Below are 22882 nucleotides of genomic sequence, written 5' to 3' on the forward strand. Positions count from 1 at the left end.
TGAGCATGATCTTTTCGGAAAACCGCTGCACACTTTTCCGGATCATGCTCTAATCGGATTCTGCGAGCTTGTGCAGTGTGGCGCCGAAAATCAGGCTGGCCTTGCCGACCAGCGCCGTGCCCGTCATTTCCGCGCGCGTCTCGGTGTAGGTGCCGCTGACGCCGATGCCGACCGGAGCAGGGCCGCCGAACAGCGGATTGTCGTCGCCCCGCGGCGAGGTGTGCCGTTGCACCAGTACCTCACCCTTGAAGGTGTGGTCGTCCTTCACCACGTAGCTGCCGGTGTAATAGAGGTAGGCATCGCCGCCAAGAATCTTGCCGTCGCGGAAAAGAATCACGCCGCTGCCTTTGCCGACTCGACCATCGAGCAGGTTGACGTGGATTGAATAGAGGCCGTTCTTCATCACGTCCCGCGGCCGGCCGCCATCGCCCAATGGCGTAACCGGTAGAGCTTTTATGCCAAAGCACACTCCCTCGCGCAACGCGGCAGTTTGCCGGCCGGAAACAAGAGCCGCGTACCGCAAGCCGTAGTTGTCCCGGCTTGTCTATGACAGCGCGATGACTGTCTCATTGCGGGGCGAGGCCAGTCGTAGCGAATCAAGTTGGCCCGCGAAATGCATAACCATTGTTGCACTGGCCGCGGGGTGCTGGAGCAAGACAAACGTGAGCAACTGGATCGATTCCGGCGGCGATGAGCCGCGTCTGTACAGTGCGCGTCCCACGATTTGCAAATACGAACGACGGAGGATTGGCAGTCTGACACGCTGGCGAAGCGTGGCCAGGCTGGCTTGCGCCGTGGCCCTGATTGCGCTCGGAGCTCCCTTGGGGCACGCGCGCGACCGCGGCCAGTTCGTCAACACCAATGCCGATTTGAAGGCGTGGTTCGACGGCCTGCGCAGCGGCAAGGGGCCTTGTTGCTCCGATGCCGACGGCTCGGCGCTCTCGGATACCGACTGGGAGAGCAAGGACGGGCACTACCGTGTCCGCGTCCCGCGGCTTGGCTTTGCGCATGAGGGCCAGCAGCAGGAGTTCGTCTGGGTCGACGTTCCCGAGGAGGCCGTGATCTCGGAGCCGAACCGGGTGGGGCGCACCATGGTGTGGCCGATCTACGGCTACATGGGCGTGACCATCCGCTGCTTTATGCCCGGTAGCATGACTTAGCCGGGCGACAGCACGCCCGGCGTCTCTTCGATCAGATGCGGCCGCCGCGTCAGGTATATTTTTTGTCGCGCTCGAGCAGCTCGATGGAGATGCCTTCGGGGCCGCGGATGAAGCAGATGCGCACGCCGGGGCGGATCGTGGTCGGCTCGCGCGTGAAGGTGACGCCCTTGGCCTTGATCTCGGCGGCGACGGCGTCGATGTCCTTCACCGTGAGTCCGAAATGGTCGAGGCCCTGATGCGGGTGCGGGGGCGGCGGGTTGACGGCATTGTCGCCCTCGAGCGCGGCGATGAAGATTTTTGCGCCGCCGAGATTGACGTCGATCCGCCCGGGCGCCTTCACGACCTCGCCGCCGAGGATGTCCCGCAGCCAGTTCGCCGTGGCCTCCGGATCGGGGCTGCGCAGATGGATGTGATCCCAGGTGACGGCGATTGGCATTTCATATTCTCCCAACGGGGGCTTTGATGTTTGCAGCGCATGTTAGCGGCCTGAGGCAGCGATCGCCACCGTCCTGGCCGACTCGGCATGAAGCGCGGGAACCTTAGTTCGTCTGCCGGATTAAGGTAAGCAGTGACCGGGGCACGGTCGAACGTGCCCGGGTCGCGATCGGTGATGTCATGAACGCGAGGTTTGACCGGATCGGGATCGGACGTTTCGCCGGAAGCGGTGAGCGACTGGCGCGGGCCGTGACGATCGCGAGCGTCTCGTTCGGCCGCAGCCTGTTGTGGTTGCTGGCCGCCATCATCGTCGGCTGCGGCATCTGGATGCTGCTGCCGCTCTCCAAAGGCCACAGCACAGAGCCGGTGAAGTCCGACGTGGCAACGGTCGAGCCACCTGCGCCAAGCGATACAGGAATGGCGGTCTCGCCGGTCACCCAGGCTCAGGCTCCGGCATCAGCCGAGCTCGATCGTCTCAAGATCTCCTCCCAGACCTGGCGCCGCGGCGGGCTCGGCTCGAAGGCGCTGGTGACGTTCACGCTGCGAAACGACAATGACTATGCCGTAAAGGATCTGGAGATCGTTTGCGCATTCGCACGACGCGATGGCAGTCATCTCACCGACCGCAGCCGCGTGCTCGCCGATACCGTCAACATGAAGAGCCGCAAAACCTTTGCGCGCGTGGCTGTCGGCTTCATCAACGTTAATGCCGATCAGGCGAAATGCGCGCTGGTCGCCGCGCGGCGCGCGTAAAGGGCGGCGTTTTCCGGTAGCGGAAAAGTTACCGCGCGCAGCTCTCTGCAGCTCTTGGCTGAAAAACTTGGCGTTGCCATTTGAACCAAAGGCTGGGTGCAGGAACCAATTAGAGTATCGCCTGTTAAGGCGGAGAGCCCACGCGGGGATGCGGGGGGCGGAGTGCGGCTCATGCCCATCTTTCGGTATTTCGTCTACGTCGGTGGAGCTTTGCTCGCACTGCTCTTCGTGGTGAACTACGTCGCGCCGGCCTCGCCTGTTGCGCAGGCGGTCGCGACCGCAAGTAACGACCAGCCGCCGATCCGGATCCGGTCCGATCGGCATCTGCCCGAGCGGGTCGTGCTCGACACCAGCCAGCCAACCATCGCAGCGCCCGCGGCGAAGACCGCAGCCGTTGCGCCGCAGCCGCCGGATGCCGCATCGGCGGCAGCCCTGGCCGACATGTCGGCGAAGGCGCGGGTGCGCGAGACGTTTGCCCAGTTCACCCCCAGCGTGAAGACCGAAACCGCAGCTCGGAAGGGCGAGGCGAAGCCGCAGGTCCAGCAGGCCCAGGCGCCGGTTCCTCAGGCCGTTCCGGCCCCGGCCCAACCCAAGCGCAAGGTCGCAAGGGCGCATCCGGCCCCGCAGTATCAGTATGGCGGGCCGCAGTATGGGCAGTTTGGCCGGCCGATGATGGTGGCCCAGCGGCCGCAGTTCGGCTTCTTCAACAGCACCTGGTAACAACGGCTCCGACCCGCCTCGATCGAGGCGGGGAGGGCTTTTTATTGGCCAGCCTCTCTGCTAATTCGAACCCATCCGAACGCCGCCAGATGTGCTGGCTTGCCGGCAGCGGTGCGGCGTTTCTCGGTTTTGGCCCTCACCTCGGGCCAGGGCGCTCGTAGCTCAGCTGGATAGAGCATCGGATTTCGATTCCGAGGGTCGGAGGTTCGAATCCTTCCGAGCGCGCCAATGAAATCAAGCGTTTATGCGAAATTTGCCGACCCTCTAGGAGGGCATCAAGTAAACGCCTGGGTAAACAACCGGGTGACCTCCCTTGGCGTTACCCAGAACGACCTCCCTACGCCGATAAGGATAGCCTCCGTAGCCTCAGCCTCGTGGAGGAAAAAGCGTCCCCCTTCGTTGCAGTCTAGGTTCTAGGGATGCCCATCAATGGAGCACTGGCCGGGGTACCTCCATGGTGCTCGCGATCATGGTGTCGCCGTCTCCGACGGCACTACCCTTAGCCCCGATCGATTACGCGCGTCTTGCGCATGAAGGGTCCGGACCGTGGGGCCCAGCATCCAACCGACGCCTGAGCGGCAGCAGGACGAGGCAGTATCAGTGCGGCGCAAACGAGAGCCGCTAAAGATGGTCCGGTCACCTTCATTGGTTGCCTCAGTTGTTCTCACGAGCGACGGAACGCCCGTCAAAGGCCGAAGAACTCACGGCGAGAACAACCAGTCTGCCTCATCCAGCAGCGGAAGTGATGCCTCTTACTTGACTGTCGCAATTTCGAGTTCAGCGAAAGCCAAGTGCCAAGCTACAAAGTCGGAGCGATTTACTGCGCTTTGTTTTTCGTTTCCTGGGCCTTTTGCTGGAGCAGTTTTTCATCCGCGTCGCTCAACTTGATCGTCAGCTTGTCGAGCTTGCCGGTGAACCGGAACGGCACCTGATAGTCGCCATCGTCGACTCCCGTCCGGGTATCCATTCCCACATCGAACGACTCGTCAAAGCTGATGAGGAACGGAATGGTGTTTGGCATCGTCTTGCTGGCGACTGCGTTACCATCCACCGACAGGACGCCGGTGCCGCCTTTGCCGAAACCGGGACCATCGTATTCGAAGTCAAACGCGACGGTATGCTTGCCGGGCGTGAGTGCAGCTGGACTTTCCCAGCGGAAGCGTTCGGTGGTGAGCTGTACATAGGTAAAGACCGGCTTACCCTTGACCAAGTAGAGGCCATAACCGCCGAAGCGGCCACCGATCGTATTGAGCATCCCCTCGGCACCGCCCTGCGGAATATCCACCTCGGCCGAGATGGAAAATGACTTCCCGAGCGTGTTGGGGGCGCTGTCCGTTGGTATGCCCGCGACTTCGCCGGAATAGGTGAAGACAGATTTGCCAGCGGTGGGGCTCGGTCGCGGGGTGAGGCTGCGTTCGAGAACGTTGTTATCCAGCGGAAGTACGTTGTACTTCGCCGCCTCGACGAGGAACAGCTCCTGCATGTTACGCAGCTTGTCCGGCATCTTGGCGGCGAGGTCATTGTTCTGCGAGTAGTCCTCGGCGATGTTGTAAAGCTCCCATTTGTAGCCGTTGACCACGTCGGGCAAATTGCCCACGCCCATCAGCCAAGGCCCCTGGGGCGGAGTGGTGTTAGCAATCCAGCTATCGTGGTAGATGGCGCGGTTGCCCATCATCTCGAAATATTGCGTGCTGCGGGTCGAAGGAACGTTCGCGTTTGCCTTGTCGAAGGTATAGGCCATGCTGACACCTTCGATCGGCTTCTGAGCAACGCCGTTGACCATCACTGGCGCCTGAATGCCGGTGGCTTCGAGGATCGTCGGCACGACGTCGATCATGTGATGAAATTGCGTGCGGATGCCGCCCACGTCGTTGATGTGGCCGGGCCACGAAATGGCCATGCCTTGACGGGTGCCGCCAAAGTGCGACGCTATCTGCTTGGTCCATTTGAAGGGTGTATCAAAGGCCCACGACCAGGCCACGGACATATGCGGCTGGGTCTTGTCCGAACCCCAGACATCGTAATATTTCAACTGATCCGCGACTGGCATCACAATAGCTTCAATGGCGGCCATGTCGAACGGGGTACCGAGGGTGGTGCCTTCGGCACTAGTGCCATTGTCGCCACAAATGTAGATGATTAGCGTGTTGTCGAGCTTGCCCACATCCTTTACTGCCTGAATGACACGGCCAATTTCGTGATCGGTATAGGCCGCATAACCAGCAAAGACCTCAGCCTGATGCGAGAAGAGCTTCTTTTCATCAGCAGTGAGGGTCTCCCATTTCGGAAGCTTTGCACCGCCGTATTCGGGTTGCCCATCCGGCCACGGCGTGAGTTCGGTATTCGCCGGGATGACTCCGAGCCGTTTCTGGTTGGCGAATATCTGCTCGCGTAACGCGTTCCAACCCATGTCGAACTTGCCCTTGAACTTGTCGATCCACTCCCGTTTTGGCTGATGCGGTGCGTGCGTGCCGCCGGGCACGTAATAGACAAAGAAAGGTTGGTCCGGCGCCGCCGCGTTCAACCCCTTTATGTGTTTGACGGCCTCGTCCGCCAGATCGGTGGTCAGATTGTAACCGGGCGTTCCGACCCAAGGAAAAATCTGGGTGTGATCGCGGAATAGCCATGGCGTCCACTGGTCGGTTTCCCCGCCCATGAAACCGTAGAAATAGTCGAAGCCCATGCCGCTCGGCCATTGGTCGAAGGGGCCAGACAGACTGTATTGATAGCTCGGGGTGTTGTGGTTCTTGCCGAACCATGATGTCGCGTAGCCATTCTCCTTGAGTATCTCGCCGACGGTGGCACTCTCCGGCCCGATGACGGAGTCATACCCCGGGTAGCCAGTGGATATTTCGGTGATCACGCCAAAACCCACTGAGTGATGGTTGCGTCCCGTGATCAGCGCCGCTCGCGTCGGGGAGCACAGCGCGGTGGAGTGAAACTCTGTGTAGCGCAGCCCCGCATTCGCGACCTCGTCCAGCGATGGCGTTGGTATGACGCCGCCAAAAGTGCTTGAAACGCCGTAACCCTGATCGTCGGTCATGATCAGCAGGACGTTGGGCGCACCTTTGGGCGGCACCACCCTCGGCGGCCAATACGATTTGGAATCTTTGGCGTCCATGTTGATCGTGCCGCGGAACGGCGGGGGGGACGGCGGTAGATACTTGCCGTCGATTGTCGTCGTGGCGCCGGGTGAACCTGGGGTGCCGGTGATCTGTTGCGCTGTCGACGGAACAAACGACAGCATTACCGACGTCAGCGCTGTAAGCGCCAGTGCAGTCGCCTTCATGTGCTAATCCTCCTGACGAGCTACAATCGGATGACGTATCCATGTCTTCGAGTAGTGACAGAGCACCGCACCAAGCAACACGGACAGGGTGATTTACTGCGCCTTGTTGATCGTTTCCTGGATCTTTTGCTGGTGGAGCTTTTCCTCCGCAGCTTTCAGCGGGACCAGCTTGACCGTTAGCTTGTCGATCTTGCCGTTGAAGCGGAATGGCGGCTGGTAGTCGTTGTCGTCCACGCCCGTGCGGGTGTCCACACCGACATCGAAGGTCTCGTAGATCGTTTCGACGAACGGAATGGTGTGCGGGATCGTCCTCTTGGCGACTTCCATGCCATCTACCGACAGGACCCCTGTGCCGCCCTTGCCGAAGCCAGGACCGTCATACTTGAAATCAAACACGACGGTGTGCTTGCCCGGCGCGAGCGCCGCCGGGGCTTCCCATCGGAAGCGTTCCACGTCGAAAAAATTGTACACGAAGATCGGTTTGCCCTTGAGCATGTAGAGACCATGGCCACCGCCGCGGCCCCCTAGCGTATTGATCATGCCCTCTGCACCTCCTTGCGGAATTTCGACCTCCGCGGTGATCGAGTAAGACTTGCCGGCAATGTCGGGGGCGCTGCTGTAGGGAAGACCAGACGATTCACCTGAGTAGGTGAATATGGTCCGACCGGCGGTCGCGCTCGGTCGCGGCGTGGCAGCTCGAGCGGTGAAGCTGTTGTCCAGTGGAAACACGTTGTATTTCGTCGCCTCGACCATGAAGAGTTCCTTCATGTCGCGCACCTTGTCCGGCATCTTGGCGGCGAGATCGTTGGCCTCCGAATAATCGTCGGCAAGCTTGTAAAGCTCCCAGGTGTAACCGTTGACGACGTTGGGAAACTTGCCGAAGCCCAGATCCCACGGCGGCTCGGGCGGCGTCGTGGCGGCGAGCCAACCGTCGTGGTAGATCGCGCGGTTGCCGACCATCTCGAAATATTGCGTGCTGCGGGTGGATGGGGCGTTCGCGTTGGCCTTGTCGAAGGTATAGGCCATGCTGACGCCTTCGATAGGCTTCTGTGCAACGCCGTTGACCATCACTGGCGCCTGAAGACCGGTGGCGTCGAGGATCGTCGGCACGATGTCGATCATGTGATGAAACTGCGTGCGGATACTACCCACGTCGTTGATGTGGCCGGGCCATGAGATGGCCATGCCTTGACGGGTACCGCCGAAGTGCGACGCGACCTGCTTGGTCCATTTGAATGGTGTATCGAAGGCCCAGGTCCAGGCCACCGCAAAGTGCGGCGTGGTCTGGTCTGACCCCCAAACGTCGTAGAACTTCAACTGTTCCGCGACCGGAATGTTGACGCCCTGGATCGCGGCCATTTCGTTCGGGGTCCCGAGGATCGAGCCTTCGGCGCTGTTGCCGTTGTCACCGCTGATATAGATGATCAGTGTGTTGTCGAGCTTGCCCTCGTCTTCGACTTCCTGAATGACCCTGCCGATTTCATGATCGGTGTAGGCCGTGTAGGCTGCAAAAACGTCCGCCTGACGAATGAAAAGCTTCTTCTCGTCGGGACTGAGCGTATCCCACTTCTGAAGCTTCGCTCCGCCGTATTCGGGCTGGCCGTCCGGCCACGGTGTAAGCTGGGTATTTGCCGGAATGACACCAAGCCGTTTCTGGTTGGCGAAGATTGTCTCGCGCAGCTTTTCCCAGCCCTGATCGAACAGGTGCATGTCGCTGATCTTCTTGATCCACTCTGGCGTAGGCTGGTGCGGTGCGTGCGAGCCGCCGGGCACGTAATAGACGAAGAACGGCTTGTCTGGCGCGGCGTTCTTCAACCCCCTCATGTAGTTGATCGCATCGTCCGCCATGTCGGTGGTGAGGTTGTAGCCGGGGTGTCCGACCCACGGAAAGACTTGCGTCTGGTCGCGGAAGAGAAACGGTGTCCATTGGTCAGTCTCGCCGCCCAGGAAGCCATAGAAGTGATCAAACCCCATACCGTTCGGCCATTGGTCAAAGGGCCCTGCCAAACTGATTTGATAGCTGGGAGTGTTGTGGTTCTTGCCGATCCACGCCGTCGCGTAGCCGTTCTCCCTCAGGATGGTGCCGACGGTGGCACTCTCCGGCCCGATGACGGAGTCATACCCCGGGTATCCCGTGGACATTTCGGTGATCACGCCGAAGCCCACCGAGTGGTGGTTGCGGCCCGTGATCAGAGCTGCCCGCGTCGGCGAGCAGAGTGCAGTTGAGTGGAACTGCGTGTAACGCAACCCGGCTTGCGCGACGCGATCCATCGCAGGCGTCGGGATGACGCCGCCGAAGGTCCCCGACACTCCATAACCTTGATCGTCGGTCATGATGAGAAGAACGTTGGGTGCGCCTTTCGGCGGCACCACTTGGGCGGGCCAATACGGTTTCGACTCGCTGGCCCCAAGGTTGATCTCGCCGCCGAATTTCGGTGGCGGCGGCGGAAGATACTTTCCATCTATCGTCGTGGTGGCCCCGGGTGAGCCCGGCGTGCCCGTGGTTTGTTGCGCGAGGCTGGTCGTTCCCAGCGCGCACAGCAAACAAGCGGCCGTGAGTGTGGTGCTGCAAAGCATCAAGTTGCGGCGGTCTAGTAAGCGGCTTACTGGCTTTGAGCTATCGGCATCCTGACAGGTACGGGTCATTGGAAGCTCCCTCTTGGAGACGTCAGAACCCATCCACGCGTACGCGGGACACGATGCCGCAAGGCTCGTTTTGATCTACATCAACGTGCTCCTCGACGAGTCGAAATGTCGACTTCTGGGTTGAGGGATCCGGTGGATTTCGATTCCGAGGGGCGGAGGCTCGAAACCTTCGGAGCGCGCCACTTTTCAGGCCGGGGTCTTTGACCGGCCGACGATCCGCCCGTGAGTCCTCTACTTGCCCTGAATCTTCAACCCATTGGGGCCGACATTGATCTGCAGGCCGTCAGGCTGCTTCTTCGTCTGATAAAGATTGTAGCCGAGCACGGTTGCCGTGACGACCAGAGCACCGATGATCAGAAACAGGACGTTGCGGCTGATGAGCATTGCTTCCTTGAACCCAGGCTGTTGATGGCGAGAAAAACCCCGCGTGGGAGATGCGCGGGGTGCCTGGGAAGTCAACGCGGTGCGAGGGAACTGGTTCCCGGCTGTGAGGTCGAGGAGCCTGCGCCGGAGTGTGAGCTCGCGGGAAAGACCGTTCGCCGGGCCCGTGCCAGCGTGTCCGAGGGAGCCTCGTGGAAGGTCGCGCGGTAGGCCGCAGCGAACTCGCCCAGATGATGGAAGCCCTGGGCGCGTGCGCATGTCGCAACCGACGTGCCACCGCTCCTGAGGAGCTGGGTGCGAGCGGCCCAGAGCCGCTTCAGGCGGATGTATTGATGCAGGCTCATGCCGCGCACCTTGCTCACCGCACCGCTGAGCGTCCGGACCGAGACACCGAATTCACCGGCGAGATCGGCGGTATAGATCGGTGAAGTCGGATAGGCCGCGACGAAATCGTCGATCCGCTCCACGAGCTTGGCGCATCGCGCGCCGGCACTCGGGGCGGTGCGGTCCGACAACGGGTCAATCCGAAACAGGTCATCGAGGGCGAGCAGCAGGCCCTCCTGGAGATGCGCGGCGACCTCCCTGGTTTCGAACATGAACGGGTTGACGGACGCGGTCCTCAGGATATCGAGCACGATCTGTCGCGCGTGGAGATGAGCCGCGGGGTCCGCGATGCGTACCCACACCGCATCGGCGCGGTCGAACCAGCCGCGATCCCTAAGCGCGGGTGAGAACATGATCAGCGCGTGATGATTGATCTTGGGCTCGACGAAATGGCAATCATGAGTGCCACGCAAGGCCACATAGAAGCGCGAGTCGAGCTCGATCCCGCTCGAGCTGGCCTGCAAATCGTCGGTCATCGGCAGGATCACCATGCCCCCCGGCGCGCGATAGACGGTATCGAGGATGCGCGCAAACGACCTTGCCACGATGATCCGGCATCCCGGCAGGTTCACGATCACGCGCGCCGCGGCAAAATTGGCGACGTCGAGTGGAATGCTCCGGGAATCTTCCAGATGTTCGGCCGGCCGAAACGCATCGATATCGGCAAACCGGACCAACTGAAGGGCGGAGGAGGGGGCGAGAGCGTCAAAAAACATGCGCTGGCCAGTTTCTGCAATGTGACAATTAAATGAATATCTGTACATCGCAATCAATGGCGAAACTTGTCGCACCAGTAAACCGGTTTTCGTAGCCGTAGTATTGCGGACGTCATGCCATTAGAGGCGCCAGATCATTGTCACCGTCAACGGTCTCGGCTCATCGGCTGGCCGGACGAAAGGTCGATGAAATGAAGCCGCGTGCAGGCGGGACAGGCAAAGGACTCGAAGCTGCGTCCCTCCGGTTTCTGCTGCTTTTCCAGATGCGTCTGCACATTCATGCCCGTCTGCGGGCATCTGAAAACAATTAAGTCGGCCATCGACACAGAATGACGGCGTTGGGAATTTTCACTTTGATCTAGATCAGTTTTGGAACTGCTCCAGGCTGGTCGCGCCGGCGCGTTCATCATCTCGCAAAAGCGAAGGGGCCCCGAGGGCCCCTTCGAAACGTCACCAGCGGCGATAGCCGTGATAACCATAGCGCGGGCCGTAGCCGCCGCCGTAATAGCGCGGCGGTCCATAATAGCGGGGGCCGTAGTACGGCCGCGGTGCGTAATAGCCATAATAGTTCGGACGCCAGAAACAGCGCCCCCAGGCGTCGCAGACCGTACGGACCTGCTCGACGGCGGAAACCTGCGGGACCGCAGGTGCAGGCGCAATGGGCATGGCGGACGCCGCCGGCGATGCCAGGACGGCACCGAACAGGGACGCGGCGACGAGGCCAATCTTAAGCTTCATGATGTCTTCCTCTACTTACGCAAAACAGGATATCGAAGTAGTTCTGATCAAATTGTGGCGGAACCGAAATGTAATGCTGATGAACAAATCTTCAGCCAACCCGCCGCGGGTCTGATCCAACACCGCAACACTAGCTTGGCTTCTCGCGACTGGCCATGCCGCGCCTGCCGGGCCGTCCGCACCGCAGCACATCGCTGCCATCCTTGATCTTGCGCAATTCGCACGGGCGGCTTCGTCCCTAGTCTTGCCGATGTGGGCAGGCGTTTCGCGGAATGCGAAGCGCCGCCGGGCCGGTCCGCAACCGGTCAGGCCCACGTTTGTTTGGAGCTGTGCAATGGACAAGATGAGAATCGACAAGGGTGACTGGCTGGTCGTGTGCGATGGGCGCAAGGCGCTGATTTTGGAAAACCTCGGCGACGAGATGTTTCCGAACCTCCACACCAGGGAGGTGCACGAGCAGCCCAATCCCGCGACCAGCGCGCAAGGTAGTGACGCGCCAGGCCGACTGCATGGCGCCACAGGCGGTGCGCGCAGCTCGGTCGAGCAGACCGATTGGCATGATGAAGCCGAGCGCGCCTTCCTGCGGAGCCTCGCCGGCCGGCTCGATGCCGCGGTCAACGCGGGAGAGACCTCGGCGCTGACCATGGTGGCTTCACCGCGTGCGCTGGGCATGATCCGCGCCGATTATTCGGACGTCGTGCGCAAGGCGCTTCACGGCGAGGTCGGCAAGGACCTCGTCAAGCTGCCGGTCTATGAGATCGAGAAGCAATTGCTGCAGTCGGGCGCCGCGAAATAGGGACGCCCGCAGCGGACGCGCCGGTGCCCCTCAGAAGCAGGGATGCCGGCGGCGGTCCTGGCCGATGTAGGCGGACGAGCTCCGGTAGCAATGGTTGGTCGACGGGCCGTCGTAGAGGGCGAAGGTGCCGGGGGTGATGCCGGGGCCGTAATTGTGCAGATAGCTGATCGAGTAGGGCAGCGGGTTGGCGTAGCGGTGGTACCGATGATGTCCCCGCGCCTCCGCAAGGCCAGGGGCTAGGATTGCCGCCGACAGGGCAGCAACCGCGGCTACAAGCTTCAACTTGCTCATCTCGATTCTCCGGAACCAGCGCAAATAGCACAGCCGTTATAACCATTTCGAGCCGCCAGGGCACCCGTCCGGCCACCGGAATCCGGGGCCTGGGCCGCAGATTCCCGGGTGGGTGTGACAGAATTGCCGGAGGGGGCCCGTCCCAGCCTGCCCATTTTTGGCCTTTTCGGGATGCTTAAGGAATTTCCCACACAAGTATGACCAAGAAGAATTCGGTAAAAGATTCCTGCGGGCCATTTGGGGTGCTTTGGGGTGCTCTTGAGGCCGGTCCGTTCCTGCAAGGTTTTCACCGTCCTGTCGCCATGCGCATCACGCTCCTGAGCCTGCTGTTGCTCTGCCTCGCCGCCGTCTCGCCGGCGCGCGCGGATTTGCACATCACGCGCGACCACGGCGGCTATGTCGAGGAGTACAAGGCCAAGTACCAGCGCGTCCGCGAGAAGGGCGAGCGCGTCATCATCGACGGCATCTGCAACTCGGCCTGCACCCTCGTGCTCGGCATCGTGCCGATGAACAAGATCTGCGTGACGCCCCGCGCCAGCCTCGGCTTCCATCAGGCCTATTACGACAAGGCCTTCACCTTCGGCATCAAGGTCACCAGCGCGGCGGGGACGTCCGACCTGATGTCCTACTACCCCGACACGGTGAAGGACTGGATCCGCCGCAATGGCGGGCTCACCACCGACATGAAGAAGATCAAGAACGGCATGGATCTCTGGAAGATCATCGACCCCTGTCCGGAAGAATGGTGAGCGGCTGAGCCAAGCCGCGGTCCGACGCAGCGCAGCATCGGCGGACGAGAAATTCGCATTGCCGCATAGGCCCCCATCGGGCAATGAGGGCGACAATGAACCATAATCAAGAAGCCCTGACCGTCCGCGCCGCGCCGATCCTGTTCGTGCTGCTCTGGAGCACCGGATTCATCGGCACCAAATATGTCATCCACAACGCCGATCCCTTGACCTATCTCGCCATCCGCATGGCGATCGTGGTCGGCCTGATGGCGATCATCGCAGCCATCGCGCGACCGAAATTGCCCGATCGCATCGGCATCGCGCACAGCGCGGTCTCCGGCATCCTGGTCCACGGCTTCTATCTCGGCGGTACCGCGATCGCGATCGCGCATTCGATTCCGGCCGGGCTCTCCGCGTTGATTCCCGGCCTGCAGCCGATCCTGACCTCGACCATCGCCAACCGCTGGCTCGGCGAGAAGGTGACGCCGGTGCAATGGGCCGGCCTCGTGCTCGGTCTCGGCGGTGTGGTGCTGATCCTGCACGGCCGTCCCATGACGGGTGAGGCCGGGCTCGGCTGGCTCGCCTCGGTGGTCTCGCTGATCAGCATCACGCTCGGCACGCTCTACCAGCGCCGCTACTGCAACCACATCGACTGGCGCGCCGGCAATCTGGTGCAATACGTCTCCGTCACGATCTTCTTCACGGTCGGCGCCTTCCTGTTCGAGGACCGCGTGGTGCACTGGACGCGGGAGTTCGTGCTGGCGCTGGCCTGGCTTGCGGTGGCGCTCTCGATCGGATCGATCGGGCTGCTCTACTGGCTGATCCGCCACGCCGCGGCGACGTCGGTCGCGAGCCTGTTCTATCTGGTGCCCGCCGTGACCGCGCTGATGGCCTATCTGCTGTTCGGCGAGAAGCTCGATGCGCTCGCGATTGCCGGCATGGCGATGTGCGCGGCGGCGGTGTTCGTGGTCAATCGGCGGTTCTAGGCGGAAGGCCCGGGGAATACATCCCTGACGTGCAGGGCGCCGCGTGCTAGGCTGGCGGCATTTCAGTTGCCCTTTCAGGCGGTGATTTCCATGAAGAAGGCGAGACGCGCGCTGCTCGGCCGGTCCTTAAAGCCGGTCCGGATTGCCTGCATCAACTATGCGGAGGAGAGCATCAGCGGCCGCATGATGAGCAAGCTCACCGCGGCGCTGCAGAAGTGCTACGACCAGCATTTCCTGCCGGTGTGGGGCTATCCGGTCGACCTCTATGTCACGCGCAAGCCGAAGGCGGCCGACTGGCAGCTGGTCTATTTCGATGATGCCTCGCACAAGAACATGCTCGGGCGCCACGAGCTGACGCATCGCGGCCAGCCGATCTCCAAGATATTCGTCAAGGCGCTGGGCGATGAGCCGGTCAGCGTTGCGGCCTCGCACGAGCTGTTCGAGATGGTGCTCGACCCCATGGCCAATCTCTGGGCCGACAAGAACCCGAACACCCAATACGCCTATGAGGTCTGCGACGCCGTGGAGGAGGACTCATTCCGCGTCGGCGGCTTCGAGATGTCGAACTTCGTCTATCCGTCCTGGTTCGAGCCGTTCAAGCATCCGCGCGGCACCAAATTCGACCACAAGGGAACGCTGACGGAGCCGTTCTCGATGACCGAGGGCGGCTACGTCATCAAGAAGGTCAATGGCAGGAAGGTGATCAAGGCGTTCGGCTCGGCCGAAAAGAAGCGGCGCTTCAACGCCGAGGACCGGCGCGGCCATCGCAGCGAATTCCGCGATCCGCAAGGCGAGCATCATCCGGGCCGGCGCGCCGCCAAGCGGCGGGGGTAGGGAGAAGTCCCCGGGGGCGCCCGCACCCGGAGACTTTCGCGCGTTGCGATCAGCGCTTGGCCTTCTTGGCCTTCTTTTTCGACTTGGGAGCCTTCTTCGCAGACTTCTTGGCAGTTTTCTTCGCGGCTTTTTTCGCCGACTTCTTCGCAGCCTTTTTCGAGGTCTTCTTTGCAGCCTTCTTGGCTTTCTTCTTCGAAGCCTTCTTCGGCGCTACTTTCTTCGCGACCTTCTTTGCAGCTTTCTTCACCTTCTTGACGGCGGTGACAGCGGCGTCCTTGGTCGCTTCCACGGCGGTGGTCATCGTCTCCATCACCTGTTCGGTGACCGGCTTTTCGTCGTCCATATCGTCCCCCACGGTTTGTATGGAGCGATGACGATAGCGGGTTTCATAATTGTGTCAAAGCAACGCTCAACCTTTGCGGATCCTTGCGTAGGCGGCGAGCGCGCGTTCGCGTCCCCTCGCGTGATCGACGATCGGCTGCGGATAGGTCTTGCCGAGCGTGACGCCGACGCTTGCCAGCTCGATCGGTGTCGCCTGCCAGGGCTGGTGGATCAGCTTCGCCGGCATGTCCGTCAGCTCCGGCACCCAGCGCCTGACATAGGTCCCGTCAGGGTCGAACTTCTCGCCCTGCAGCGTTGGGTTGAACACGCGGAAGTAGGGCGCGGCGTCGGCGCCGCAGCCGGCGACCCATTGCCAGTTGGCGGGATTGCTGCCGGCATCGGCATCGACCAGCGTGTCCCAGAACCAGCTCTCGCCGTCGCGCCAGTCGATCAGGAGATGCTTGACCAGGAAAGACGCCACCACCATCCGGACCCGGTTATGCATCACGCCGGTGTGCCAGAGCTCACGCAGCCCGGCATCGACGATGGGGTAGCCGGTGCGCCCGCGCTGCCAGGCGGCGAGCGCTTTGCTGTCGGCCTTCCAGGGGAAGTCGTCGAAATTTGTTTGCAGGTTCGCGGTGGCGAGGTTGGGGTGATCGTGCAGCAGGTGGCGGCAGAACTCGCGCCAGCCGAGCTCGCTGAGGAACTTTTCGACGCCGGGTCCGATCGCGGGATGCTCGGCCGCAGCGAAGCGCGCGGCGTGCCAGACCTGGCGCGGGCTGAGCTCGCCGAACCGCAAATGCGGTGACAGGCCTGAGGTGCCCTCGCGGTCCGGGCGATCGCGATCGCCGACATAGCCGCGCGCGATGTGCTTGAGGAAGTCGCGCAGGCGTGTGCGGGCCGCGGCCTCGCCCGGTGTCCAGGTCTCGCGCAGGCCGCCCGCCCAATCGGGCTTGGCCGGCGCGAGCTTCCAGCTCTCCAGCCTGTCGCTGGCGATCCTCAATGCCGGGCGCAGCTCCTTCGGTGCGGGCAGGGGCTTCGGCGGATCGCCGAGCGAGAGCACGCGCCGCCAGAACGGCGTGAACACGCGCAGGCCCCGGCCTTCCTTGTTGCGGATCGCCGAGGGCGGGACCAGCAGGTCGCCGGGACAGCTCTGCGAGTCCACGCCGAGCTTTGCCAGCGCCGCTTCGAGCTGTTTTTCAACCGCCTGATGCGGCGCCTGCGCAATCCCGTTCCAGTGGACGGTCCTCGCGCCGCTCTCGCGCGCAACCTCGGTGACCACCTTGGCGGCCGGTCCCTTGCGCAGGATCAGCGCTCCGCCGCGCGTGGCGATGTCGGCGCCGAGCGCCCGTAGCGACTGCGCCAGCCACCAGCGGGCCGCGCCGCCCAGTGCCCGGCCGGCCGCGTCGTCCAGCACATAGAGGCAGATCACCGGGGCGCCGGTCCTGGCGGCAGCATGGAGGGCGGGATGGTCGGATAGGCGGAGGTCATCGCGGAACCAGACGACGACAGGCGGCGCGCTTGGCGGGGTCAGGAGGGGCCTCGTTTACAAACTGGAAACCATGCCGCGGGCGGCGCTGTGAACCGTCGTTAATAGGCCCGTAAGCCGATTGCATGAATATGCAGGAATTCCGAGGATGGTTCCATTCATGTCTAACTCACTAACGGCGAAGTTCTTGCCGCGCTTCAAGCTGGGCACCAAGGCCGTCCTGAGTGCGGTGCTGCTGATCGCCGTGAACACGGCGCTCGTGGTCGGCGCCGGCTACTGGTCGCTCACCTCCGCCTTCAATGACCGCGCGCTGCGCGACATCGAGGTCAATCTGCGCACGCTGGCGCTGGCCTTTGCCGAGATCGTGCCCGACGCCAGGATCACGATGCGGGACGGCGCGGTGGCGCGCATCGAGATATCCAAAATGCCGGACTTCAGGGATCACGCCATCGTCGATCGCGCGGTGTCCTATGTCGGCGGCAATGCCACCCTGTTCGTGTTCGACGATGCGAGCGGGCAGTTCGTGCGCCGCTCGACCAATGTGAAGAAGGAGAACGGCGACCGCGCCGTCGGCACCCAGCTCGCCGCCGATCATCCGGGGCAGGGCGCGCTGCGCCGTGGCGAGGCCTATCGGGGCCCGGCGACGCTGTTCGGCAAGTCCTTCATGACCGCCTATTTCCCGGTGCAGGATGCGGCCGGCAAGGTTGTCGGCATTCTCTATGTCGGCATCCCCATGGCGCAGTTCGAGAGCATGCTGGCCCAGGCGATCTCGAGCATGGCGGCGGCCGCTGGCCTTGCCGCGCTGCTGGTCCTGGCGCTCACTTTGCTGATCGTTCGCCGCGTCACCAGGCCGCTCGGCTCGGTCACGCACTCGCTGACGGCGCTGGCCAACGGCCAGAGCGACGTCGAGATCGAATGCGAGGATCGCGCCGACGAGATCGGCGAGATCGCCCGCACGGTCGCAGTATTCAGGAGCAATTCGCTGGAGCGGGCGCGTCTGCGCAGCGAGCAGAGTGCGGCCACGGCGGCCGCGGCCGAGCAGCGCAAGGCGGAGCTGCGCAACTTCGTCGAACAGTTCCGCGGCAGCGTCGGCGGCATCCTCGACAAGGTGCTGACCTCTTCCGGCGATTTCGAACGGGCGGCGCGGCAGCTTACCGACACGGCGCGCTCCACCGCCGATCTGTCGGCGCAGTCGGCAGGCGCCTCCGAAAGTGCGTCTGACCACGTCCGCTCGGCCGCGTCAGCGTCCGACGAGCTGTCCCAGTCGATCTCCGAGATCACCCGCCGGGTGCAGGAATCCAGCGAGATCTCCGCGGAAGCGGTGCGGCAGGCCGAGGCGACCGACCAGCGCATCGCGCAGCTCTCCGAGGCGGGCGCGCGCATCGGCGACGTCGTCAAGCTGATCACCTCGATTGCCGAACAGACCAATCTGCTGGCGCTCAACGCCACCATCGAGGCCGCGCGCGCCGGCGATGCCGGCCGCGGTTTTGCGGTGGTGGCTCAGGAGGTCAAGACGCTCGCCGGCCAGACCGCGAAGGCGACCGAAGAGATCTCGAGCCAGATCGCGAGCATGCAGCTTGCGACCGAGGAGTCGGTCGCCGCGGTCAAGGGGATCGGCCAGACCATCGAGCGTATCAGCGGCATCGCGAGCTCGATCTCGGCAGCGGTCGAGCAGCAGCGGAGCGCCACCCACAACATCGCGGCCAGCGTTCGCGCTGCGGCCTCAGGTACTGCTGATGTTGCGGTAAACGTTCGTCACGCCGCCAAGGGCGCGAGCGAGACCGGCGAGACGTCGAGCCGGATGTTTGCATCCGCCCAGGCGCTGTCAGGCGAAAGCCTGCACCTGAAGGCCGAGGTCGACGGCTTCCTGGACCGCGTGCACGCGGCTTAATTTAAAGTCGTCATCCCGGGATGGTCCGAAGGACCAGACCCGGGATCTCGAGATTCTCAGGTGCGCAATTGCGCACCAGAGTTCGGTCCTGCGGACCGCCCCGGAATGACGGTGGGGTTACTTCGGCTGCGGCACGATGCGGATGTAGGGCTTCGGCTCCTTCCAGCCCTGCGGATAGATCGTCTTGGCCTCGTCGTTGGAGACCGAGCCCGCGATGATCACGTCCTCGCCCTGCGACCAGTCGGCCGGGGTGGCGACGCGATGCTTGGCGGTGAGCTGGAGCGAGTCGACGACGCGCAGGATCTCCTGGAAGTTCCGGCCGGTGGTCATCGGATAGACCAGCACCAGCTTGATCTTCTTGTCCGGTCCGATGATGAAGACGTTGCGGACGGTCTGGTTGTCGGCCGGCGTGCGGGTGAGGGGATCGCCCGAGGTCGAGGCCGGCAGCATCTCGTACAGCTTCGAGACGTTGAAATCGGTGTCGCCGATCATCGGATAGTTCGGAGCTGCGCCTTGCGTCTCCTTGATGTCCTCCGACCACTTCGCATGGCGGTCGACCGGATCGACGGAGAGGCCCATCAGCTTGACGCCGCGCTTGTCGAATTCCGGCTTCAGCTTGGCGAGCGCGCCGAGCTCGGTCGTGCAAACCGGCGTGAAGTCCTTGGGGTGCGAGAACAGGAGAGCCCAGCTGTTGCCGATCCAGTCGTGGAACTTGATCTTCCCTTCGGTGGTCTCGGCTTCGAAGTCGGGGGCGGTGGTGCCGATCGGAAGTGTCATGGTTCTACCTCATCATATTGAATTGACTGGAGAAATAGTCTGCGGCCGTCATTGCCATTATAGGGGCTTGGCGGCCTCAAGTGAACGCCGACTGAACTGCTTGAAGTAAAATGTGAATTCCTCCTCTGAAGGGCTGATCTTACAGCACATTTTTGTTACGCGGGCACCTGCGGCGAAACATCTCCACCGGGGCTTCACGGTCTCGATTGCCGCGATAAAGCCTTTTATGACCCTCATCACGCTCGCCCGACGCTCTCTGGAACCGAAACGGTCCTCGTAGCGACTAATCGGCAACCATTGAGAAAAGTCGCGATCCCCGTATCGAATCCTTAACCACCCCTTTACGGCCTGCATGGAAATGCTGGTCGATCAGAAGAAATCTGGAAGTGAACTATGTCCGCCGCTGCGCCTAAGTCTGCTGACTCGCCGTCCCTCGAACCGTCCTGCCGTGATACCTCGGCCCACGCACTGACCATCGTCCGCGACGGCGTGATCACGGGCGAAGGCCCGACCACCAAGGGCCGGGTCCATTTCTCCCGCTCGCTCGATGCCGATGACACCGCCTGGTGCGCACGCATCCTGACCGCTACCGCCGTCAACGACCAGCCGGTCAGCCGCGCTGAAGCCGAAGCCCTGTTCGAGATCAACGAAGCTGCGACCGAGCGCACCGATGGCGGCCGGTTCGACGATTTGCTGGCGAAGGCGGTGGCCCATTACGCCGCGAGCGCTTCGGGCCTGAAGGTGCCGCCGCGCAGCGTTGCGCTGTCGGCCGATCGCGACATCGAGAGCTGGGCGCCGGCCTATGCGTCGAAGGTGAACAGCGAGATGCTGGAGTGGATCGCCGGCCAGATGCGCGGCAAGCGCCAGAACAACCGTCGCCTGATGGCGATGGTGGCGACGTTCCTCGGCGCCACCGCGCTGCCTCTGGCGGGCCAGCTGCCGAACGTGTTCGACATCGGCATGTAAGTATTCCCTTTATCGCGCGCCCCTTGCGGGGCGCGAGCGAAGCGGCGGGGTTACTTCCCCGCCGTTTTTTGTTTGCCGGTCTCCATCCCGAGCTTGTCCACCTCGAGCCCCAGCGTGCGGCCGGGGAAGCCAGCGGCGTCGAAATAACGCTGGCTGCCGACGCGCTGGAAGTTCAGCACGGTCACCAGGCCGCCCTCGGCCGGCTTTGACTTCTGCGTGCCGGCATACGCCTTCGGCACGATGCCGTTGGGCAGCGCCTCCGACATCACGCGGCCGACCAGGCCGCCGTTCTGCGCGCCGCGCAGGCCGAGCAGCTGGGCGGCGGTCATGCCGACGTCGGCATTGCTGACCGGGATCTCGCTGACATAGGCGGTTTTGAAGTCCGGACCGATGGCGGCCATGAAGTTCATGGTGTCGCCGCGGCTGAAGCTGCCATGCATGCCCTGGCCCTGCCGCAGCACGGTGTCGGCCACCTGCACCGAGCAGTTGGTCGGCGCCTCGCCGCAATCGCTGGCATAGGAGCGGAAGTTGACGACGATCGACGGCGTCGGCGTTGCCGACTTGCCGCGCAGATTGATGCTCGACAGCGGCAGCGTGCCGGGGAAGCGGCCGAGCGAGTCCTCGACGAACAGGCCGGAAACGTAGTCCTGCTCGAGCAGCGCCTTGATGGTCTTCGCCGCCAGCTTCTTGTCCTTGTTCGGCAGGTAGATCAGGTCGGAGCCGCCATTGGTGGCGACGACGAGATCGGGCTTCTCCGGATCCTTGCCGAGCACGCCGTTGCCGGCCTTCGGATGCTTGTTGCCTTCGATCTTCGCGTTCTTGTCGTTGGGGTCGAACAGCGGCAGGTCGAGCGCTTTCGCAAGGTCGATCGCCAGGAAGCCCATCGGCAGGAAGTCCTTCGGCGTGTCGTCATAGCTGAGCTTGGCCGAGGGGCTGGTCTTGCTTTCCTTGGAGATGGTCGAGAAGCCGTGGTCGGCCTGCACCATGATGTTGGTGGTGGCGGCAAGGCCGAGCTCATCCAGCGCCTTGCGGATCTGGGCGAGATTGTCGTCGGCGTTCTTGATGCCGGCCATCGAGGTCGGCCCGTTGATGCCGGGCTTGATCTGGTTGAGGCTGTCGCCGGTGTTGTGCTGGCTGCCATCGGGGTCGCGCGACCAGAACACCAGCACGAACGGCTTGTTGCGCGCCTTGAACATCGGCAGCACCACCTTGGTGGCGACGTCGGCGAAATAGGCCTGCTGCGCGACGTTGGCAACGGTGGTGCCGGGCGTCTTTGCATCGCCCGCCTTGGAGTTGTCGCCGCGCGGCGGGGTGGCGAGGGGCAGGCCGGCCTTGGTCAGCGCCGCCTTCACCTCGTCCGACAGCGCCACGCCGTTCTTTGCACCGGTGGAGTCGTCGAACACGACCGAATGCAGACCCGGCTTCTCGGGCTTGTCGGTGTGATCGAACTGGTAGGTCGGGCCGACCTTGCCGATCGCGGCGGTGCTGAGGCCCTTGTCACGGGCCATCTTCAGGATGGTCTCTTCGTTGAGATAGTCGCCCTTGAAATGCTCGTCGATGTCGCCGAGTACGGCGTCGTTCTCGATGAAGGGGACGACCGTGTCGCCGGCGGGGACCGAGGTGTAGTTGGTCCAGATCGTGTTGGAGAACACGCCGGTGTCGCCGAGATAATGGCCGGTCGACATTGCCGAGCCGTTGGCCATGGTGAAGGTCGGGAAGAGCGAGTGCGAGTTCTTGAAGTTGACGCCCTTGTCGCGAACCGCGGCCATTGCCGGGGCCGTCTCCGGCGTCACCTTCAGCGCACGCAGGCCGTCCGGAATGAACAGGATCAGGTTACGTGGCGTGTTGTTGTTCTGGGCGGCGGCAAATCCGGTGGTCAGCACGGTCAGTCCGGCTGACAGCAACACCAGTGAACGGCGCATCAAGTCTCTCCTGCGATGAGGCGAATGGCCGCGGCCGCGGCCCCCGGCATCGTTTAGTTTTGCTGTATGACAGTTTTGTTACAAGGACGAATGTGCCTGCAAGAGGGTTGGGGAGGGACCTCGACCTCACGGACTCGTCATTGCGAGCCAATGTGTGTGGCGATGGCCCCATTCTCTCGTATCCCGGACGCGCTGCAGCGCGCCAGCGCTGCGGCGCAGAGCCGGGATCCAGGAGGCTACAGAGTTCGCTGATGCATGGGCCCCGGCTCTGCAGCGCATCGTCAAAGAGACGCTGCGCTGCGTCCGGGGCACGAGACTGCCGCTTTGGTGCACCACTATATCAACATCGTCATTGCGAGCGTAGCGAAGCAATCCAGAATTGCTCCGCGGAGGCAGTCTGGATTGCTTCGTCGCTTCGCTCCTCGCAATGACGGAATTTGGGGCGATGGATACGCTGTTTCCGAATTTCGGTAAAGCGGCATATTTTCAACGGACGGTCTCGACCAATGGATGGCGTGTTTTGCCCGACGAGGCCGAGCAAGAACTCGGCATTTCGGGGAGTTGATGTACGATTCTGTTCATGACGAATCGCACATTCAAGTCCGGCGAGAGCCGAGAGCAACTCAGTCTGCTTCCAGCGCGGGTTGAGGACTATG

22 protein-coding genes, 1 tRNA gene and 1 pseudogene are annotated in these 22882 nt (G+C 62.7%); 11 read left to right on the forward strand and 13 right to left on the reverse strand.

The features are described from left to right. Window positions 1-49: 49 nt before the first annotated feature. Window positions 50-403 (reverse strand): GrlR family regulatory protein, encoded by a 354-nt coding sequence (locus VGR99_RS19400; protein WP_326900556.1) that lies wholly within the window; start codon window positions 401-403, stop codon window positions 50-52. 259 nt (window positions 404-662) lie between these two features. Here VGR99_RS19400 and VGR99_RS19405 point away from each other — a divergent pair, with 259 nt between their 5' ends. Next, window positions 663-1160 carry a hypothetical protein gene (locus VGR99_RS19405; protein WP_326900557.1) on the forward strand — a complete coding sequence of 166 codons (498 nt, stop codon included), beginning with the start codon at window positions 663-665 and terminating at the stop codon, window positions 1158-1160. Window positions 1161-1209: 49 nt separating this feature from the next. Here the strand turns inward: VGR99_RS19405 and VGR99_RS19410 are convergent, their stop codons facing one another. Further along, the gene (locus tag VGR99_RS19410) at window positions 1210-1596 is read right to left on the reverse strand and encodes a VOC family protein (protein WP_326900558.1); all 387 of its coding nucleotides are present in this window, start codon (window positions 1594-1596) and stop codon (window positions 1210-1212) included. Window positions 1597-1775: 179 nt separating this feature from the next. On the opposite strand from VGR99_RS19410, the gene VGR99_RS19415 reads away from it, so the two are divergent. From VGR99_RS19415 to VGR99_RS40100, 4 genes are all read left to right on the forward strand, one after another. Then, the gene (locus VGR99_RS19415) at window positions 1776-2348 is read left to right on the forward strand and encodes a hypothetical protein (protein WP_326900559.1); all 573 of its coding nucleotides are present in this window, start codon (window positions 1776-1778) and stop codon (window positions 2346-2348) included. A 171-nt stretch (window positions 2349-2519) separates the two neighbouring features. Continuing rightward, window positions 2520-3068, forward strand: a complete 549-nt coding sequence (locus VGR99_RS19420) for a hypothetical protein (protein ID WP_326900560.1) — start codon at window positions 2520-2522, stop codon at window positions 3066-3068. A gap of 151 nt (window positions 3069-3219) precedes the next feature. Continuing rightward, a tRNA-Arg gene (locus VGR99_RS19425) sits at window positions 3220-3296 on the forward strand. 368 nt (window positions 3297-3664) lie between these two features. Then, window positions 3665-3814, forward strand: coding sequence for a hypothetical protein (locus VGR99_RS40100; RefSeq protein WP_414645137.1), 150 nt, complete (start codon window positions 3665-3667; stop codon window positions 3812-3814). Between the two features lie 71 nt (window positions 3815-3885). On the opposite strand, the gene VGR99_RS19430 is transcribed toward VGR99_RS40100, so the two are convergent. From VGR99_RS19430 to VGR99_RS19450, 5 genes are all read right to left on the reverse strand, one after another. Next, entirely contained in the window at window positions 3886-6315 is a 2430-nt protein-coding gene (locus VGR99_RS19430; RefSeq protein ID WP_414645138.1) for an arylsulfatase, read from the reverse strand. 135 nt (window positions 6316-6450) lie between these two features. Beyond that, window positions 6451-8934 (reverse strand): arylsulfatase, encoded by a 2484-nt coding sequence (locus VGR99_RS19435; RefSeq protein WP_326900581.1) that lies wholly within the window; start codon window positions 8932-8934, stop codon window positions 6451-6453. A gap of 300 nt (window positions 8935-9234) precedes the next feature. Beyond that, window positions 9235-9387, reverse strand: a complete 153-nt coding sequence (locus VGR99_RS19440; RefSeq protein WP_326900562.1) for a hypothetical protein — start codon at window positions 9385-9387, stop codon at window positions 9235-9237. Between the two features lie 71 nt (window positions 9388-9458). Next, window positions 9459-10484, reverse strand: coding sequence for a helix-turn-helix domain-containing protein (locus VGR99_RS19445; protein ID WP_326900563.1), 1026 nt, complete (start codon window positions 10482-10484; stop codon window positions 9459-9461). 450 nt (window positions 10485-10934) lie between these two features. Continuing rightward, a complete protein-coding gene (locus VGR99_RS19450; RefSeq protein ID WP_326900564.1) occupies window positions 10935-11222 on the reverse strand; it encodes a hypothetical protein in 288 nt (95 codons plus the stop codon). A gap of 334 nt (window positions 11223-11556) precedes the next feature. Between VGR99_RS19450 and VGR99_RS19455 the strand changes: the two genes are divergently transcribed. Continuing rightward, entirely contained in the window at window positions 11557-12018 is a 462-nt protein-coding gene (locus VGR99_RS19455; RefSeq protein WP_326900565.1) for a host attachment protein, read from the forward strand. Between the two features lie 30 nt (window positions 12019-12048). On the opposite strand, the gene VGR99_RS19460 is transcribed toward VGR99_RS19455, so the two are convergent. After that, a complete protein-coding gene (locus VGR99_RS19460; protein ID WP_326900567.1) occupies window positions 12049-12309 on the reverse strand; it encodes a hypothetical protein in 261 nt (86 codons plus the stop codon). A 302-nt stretch (window positions 12310-12611) separates the two neighbouring features. On the opposite strand from VGR99_RS19460, the gene VGR99_RS19465 reads away from it, so the two are divergent. The 3 genes from VGR99_RS19465 (at window position 12612) to VGR99_RS19475 (ending at window position 14860) form a co-directional block, all read left to right on the forward strand. Then, complete coding sequence (locus VGR99_RS19465) at window positions 12612-13058, forward strand: hypothetical protein (protein WP_326900568.1); 447 nt, start codon at window positions 12612-12614, stop codon at window positions 13056-13058. A 95-nt stretch (window positions 13059-13153) separates the two neighbouring features. Continuing rightward, window positions 13154-14026, forward strand: a complete 873-nt coding sequence (locus tag VGR99_RS19470) for a DMT family transporter (protein WP_326900570.1) — start codon at window positions 13154-13156, stop codon at window positions 14024-14026. A 90-nt stretch (window positions 14027-14116) separates the two neighbouring features. Beyond that, complete coding sequence (locus VGR99_RS19475; protein ID WP_326900571.1) at window positions 14117-14860, forward strand: hypothetical protein; 744 nt, start codon at window positions 14117-14119, stop codon at window positions 14858-14860. A 49-nt stretch (window positions 14861-14909) separates the two neighbouring features. Here the strand turns inward: VGR99_RS19475 and VGR99_RS19480 are convergent, their stop codons facing one another. Continuing rightward, window positions 14910-15203, reverse strand: a complete 294-nt coding sequence (locus tag VGR99_RS19480) for a histone (protein ID WP_326900573.1) — start codon at window positions 15201-15203, stop codon at window positions 14910-14912. A gap of 66 nt (window positions 15204-15269) precedes the next feature. Further along, complete coding sequence (locus VGR99_RS19485; RefSeq protein ID WP_326900582.1) at window positions 15270-16715, reverse strand: deoxyribodipyrimidine photo-lyase; 1446 nt, start codon at window positions 16713-16715, stop codon at window positions 15270-15272. A gap of 115 nt (window positions 16716-16830) precedes the next feature. Between VGR99_RS19485 and VGR99_RS19490 the strand changes: the two genes are divergently transcribed. Beyond that, window positions 16831-18561 (forward strand): methyl-accepting chemotaxis protein, encoded by a 1731-nt coding sequence (locus VGR99_RS19490; RefSeq protein WP_326900574.1) that lies wholly within the window; start codon window positions 16831-16833, stop codon window positions 18559-18561. A gap of 117 nt (window positions 18562-18678) precedes the next feature. On the opposite strand, the gene VGR99_RS19495 is transcribed toward VGR99_RS19490, so the two are convergent. After that, complete coding sequence (locus VGR99_RS19495; protein ID WP_326900576.1) at window positions 18679-19338, reverse strand: peroxiredoxin; 660 nt, start codon at window positions 19336-19338, stop codon at window positions 18679-18681. A 393-nt stretch (window positions 19339-19731) separates the two neighbouring features. Between VGR99_RS19495 and VGR99_RS19500 the strand changes: the two genes are divergently transcribed. After that, a complete protein-coding gene (locus VGR99_RS19500; protein WP_326900577.1) occupies window positions 19732-20304 on the forward strand; it encodes a hypothetical protein in 573 nt (190 codons plus the stop codon). A gap of 50 nt (window positions 20305-20354) precedes the next feature. Here the strand turns inward: VGR99_RS19500 and VGR99_RS19505 are convergent, their stop codons facing one another. Further along, window positions 20355-22226 (reverse strand): alkaline phosphatase family protein, encoded by a 1872-nt coding sequence (locus VGR99_RS19505; RefSeq protein WP_326900578.1) that lies wholly within the window; start codon window positions 22224-22226, stop codon window positions 20355-20357. Window positions 22227-22575: 349 nt separating this feature from the next. After that, a pseudogene (locus VGR99_RS19510) lies at window positions 22576-22882 on the reverse strand (hypothetical protein); the annotation flags it as partial.

It is taken from the genome of Bradyrhizobium sp. (assembly GCF_035935975.1).
GTDB lineage: Bacteria > Pseudomonadota > Alphaproteobacteria > Rhizobiales > Xanthobacteraceae > Bradyrhizobium.

What these genes read in the sequence shown, in the direction of transcription:
- VGR99_RS19400 (WP_326900556.1), bottom strand. Translation starts at nt 403, where the DNA reads ATGAAGAACGGCCTCTATTCAATCCACGTCAACCTGCTCGATGGTCGA.
- VGR99_RS19410 (WP_326900558.1), bottom strand. Translation starts at nt 1,596, where the DNA reads ATGCCAATCGCCGTCACCTGGGATCACATCCATCTGCGCAGCCCCGAT.
- VGR99_RS19415 (WP_326900559.1), top strand. Translation starts at nt 1,776, where the DNA reads ATGAACGCGAGGTTTGACCGGATCGGGATCGGACGTTTCGCCGGAAGC.
- VGR99_RS19420 (WP_326900560.1), top strand. Translation starts at nt 2,520, where the DNA reads ATGCCCATCTTTCGGTATTTCGTCTACGTCGGTGGAGCTTTGCTCGCA.
- VGR99_RS19430 (WP_414645138.1), bottom strand. Translation starts at nt 6,315, where the DNA reads ATGCTGTCGTTTGTTCCGTCGACAGCGCAACAGATCACCGGCACCCCA.
- VGR99_RS19435 (WP_326900581.1), bottom strand. Translation starts at nt 8,934, where the DNA reads ATGCTTTGCAGCACCACACTCACGGCCGCTTGTTTGCTGTGCGCGCTG.
- VGR99_RS19440 (WP_326900562.1), bottom strand. Translation starts at nt 9,387, where the DNA reads ATGCTCATCAGCCGCAACGTCCTGTTTCTGATCATCGGTGCTCTGGTC.
- VGR99_RS19445 (WP_326900563.1), bottom strand. Translation starts at nt 10,484, where the DNA reads ATGTTTTTTGACGCTCTCGCCCCCTCCTCCGCCCTTCAGTTGGTCCGG.
- VGR99_RS19450 (WP_326900564.1), bottom strand. Translation starts at nt 11,222, where the DNA reads ATGAAGCTTAAGATTGGCCTCGTCGCCGCGTCCCTGTTCGGTGCCGTC.
- VGR99_RS19455 (WP_326900565.1), top strand. Translation starts at nt 11,557, where the DNA reads ATGGACAAGATGAGAATCGACAAGGGTGACTGGCTGGTCGTGTGCGAT.
- VGR99_RS19460 (WP_326900567.1), bottom strand. Translation starts at nt 12,309, where the DNA reads ATGAGCAAGTTGAAGCTTGTAGCCGCGGTTGCTGCCCTGTCGGCGGCA.
- VGR99_RS19465 (WP_326900568.1), top strand. Translation starts at nt 12,612, where the DNA reads ATGCGCATCACGCTCCTGAGCCTGCTGTTGCTCTGCCTCGCCGCCGTC.
- VGR99_RS19470 (WP_326900570.1), top strand. Translation starts at nt 13,154, where the DNA reads ATGAACCATAATCAAGAAGCCCTGACCGTCCGCGCCGCGCCGATCCTG.
- VGR99_RS19475 (WP_326900571.1), top strand. Translation starts at nt 14,117, where the DNA reads ATGAAGAAGGCGAGACGCGCGCTGCTCGGCCGGTCCTTAAAGCCGGTC.
- VGR99_RS19480 (WP_326900573.1), bottom strand. Translation starts at nt 15,203, where the DNA reads ATGGACGACGAAAAGCCGGTCACCGAACAGGTGATGGAGACGATGACC.
- VGR99_RS19490 (WP_326900574.1), top strand. Translation starts at nt 16,831, where the DNA reads ATGTCTAACTCACTAACGGCGAAGTTCTTGCCGCGCTTCAAGCTGGGC.
- VGR99_RS19495 (WP_326900576.1), bottom strand. Translation starts at nt 19,338, where the DNA reads ATGACACTTCCGATCGGCACCACCGCCCCCGACTTCGAAGCCGAGACC.
- VGR99_RS19500 (WP_326900577.1), top strand. Translation starts at nt 19,732, where the DNA reads ATGTCCGCCGCTGCGCCTAAGTCTGCTGACTCGCCGTCCCTCGAACCG.
- VGR99_RS19505 (WP_326900578.1), bottom strand. Translation starts at nt 22,226, where the DNA reads ATGCGCCGTTCACTGGTGTTGCTGTCAGCCGGACTGACCGTGCTGACC.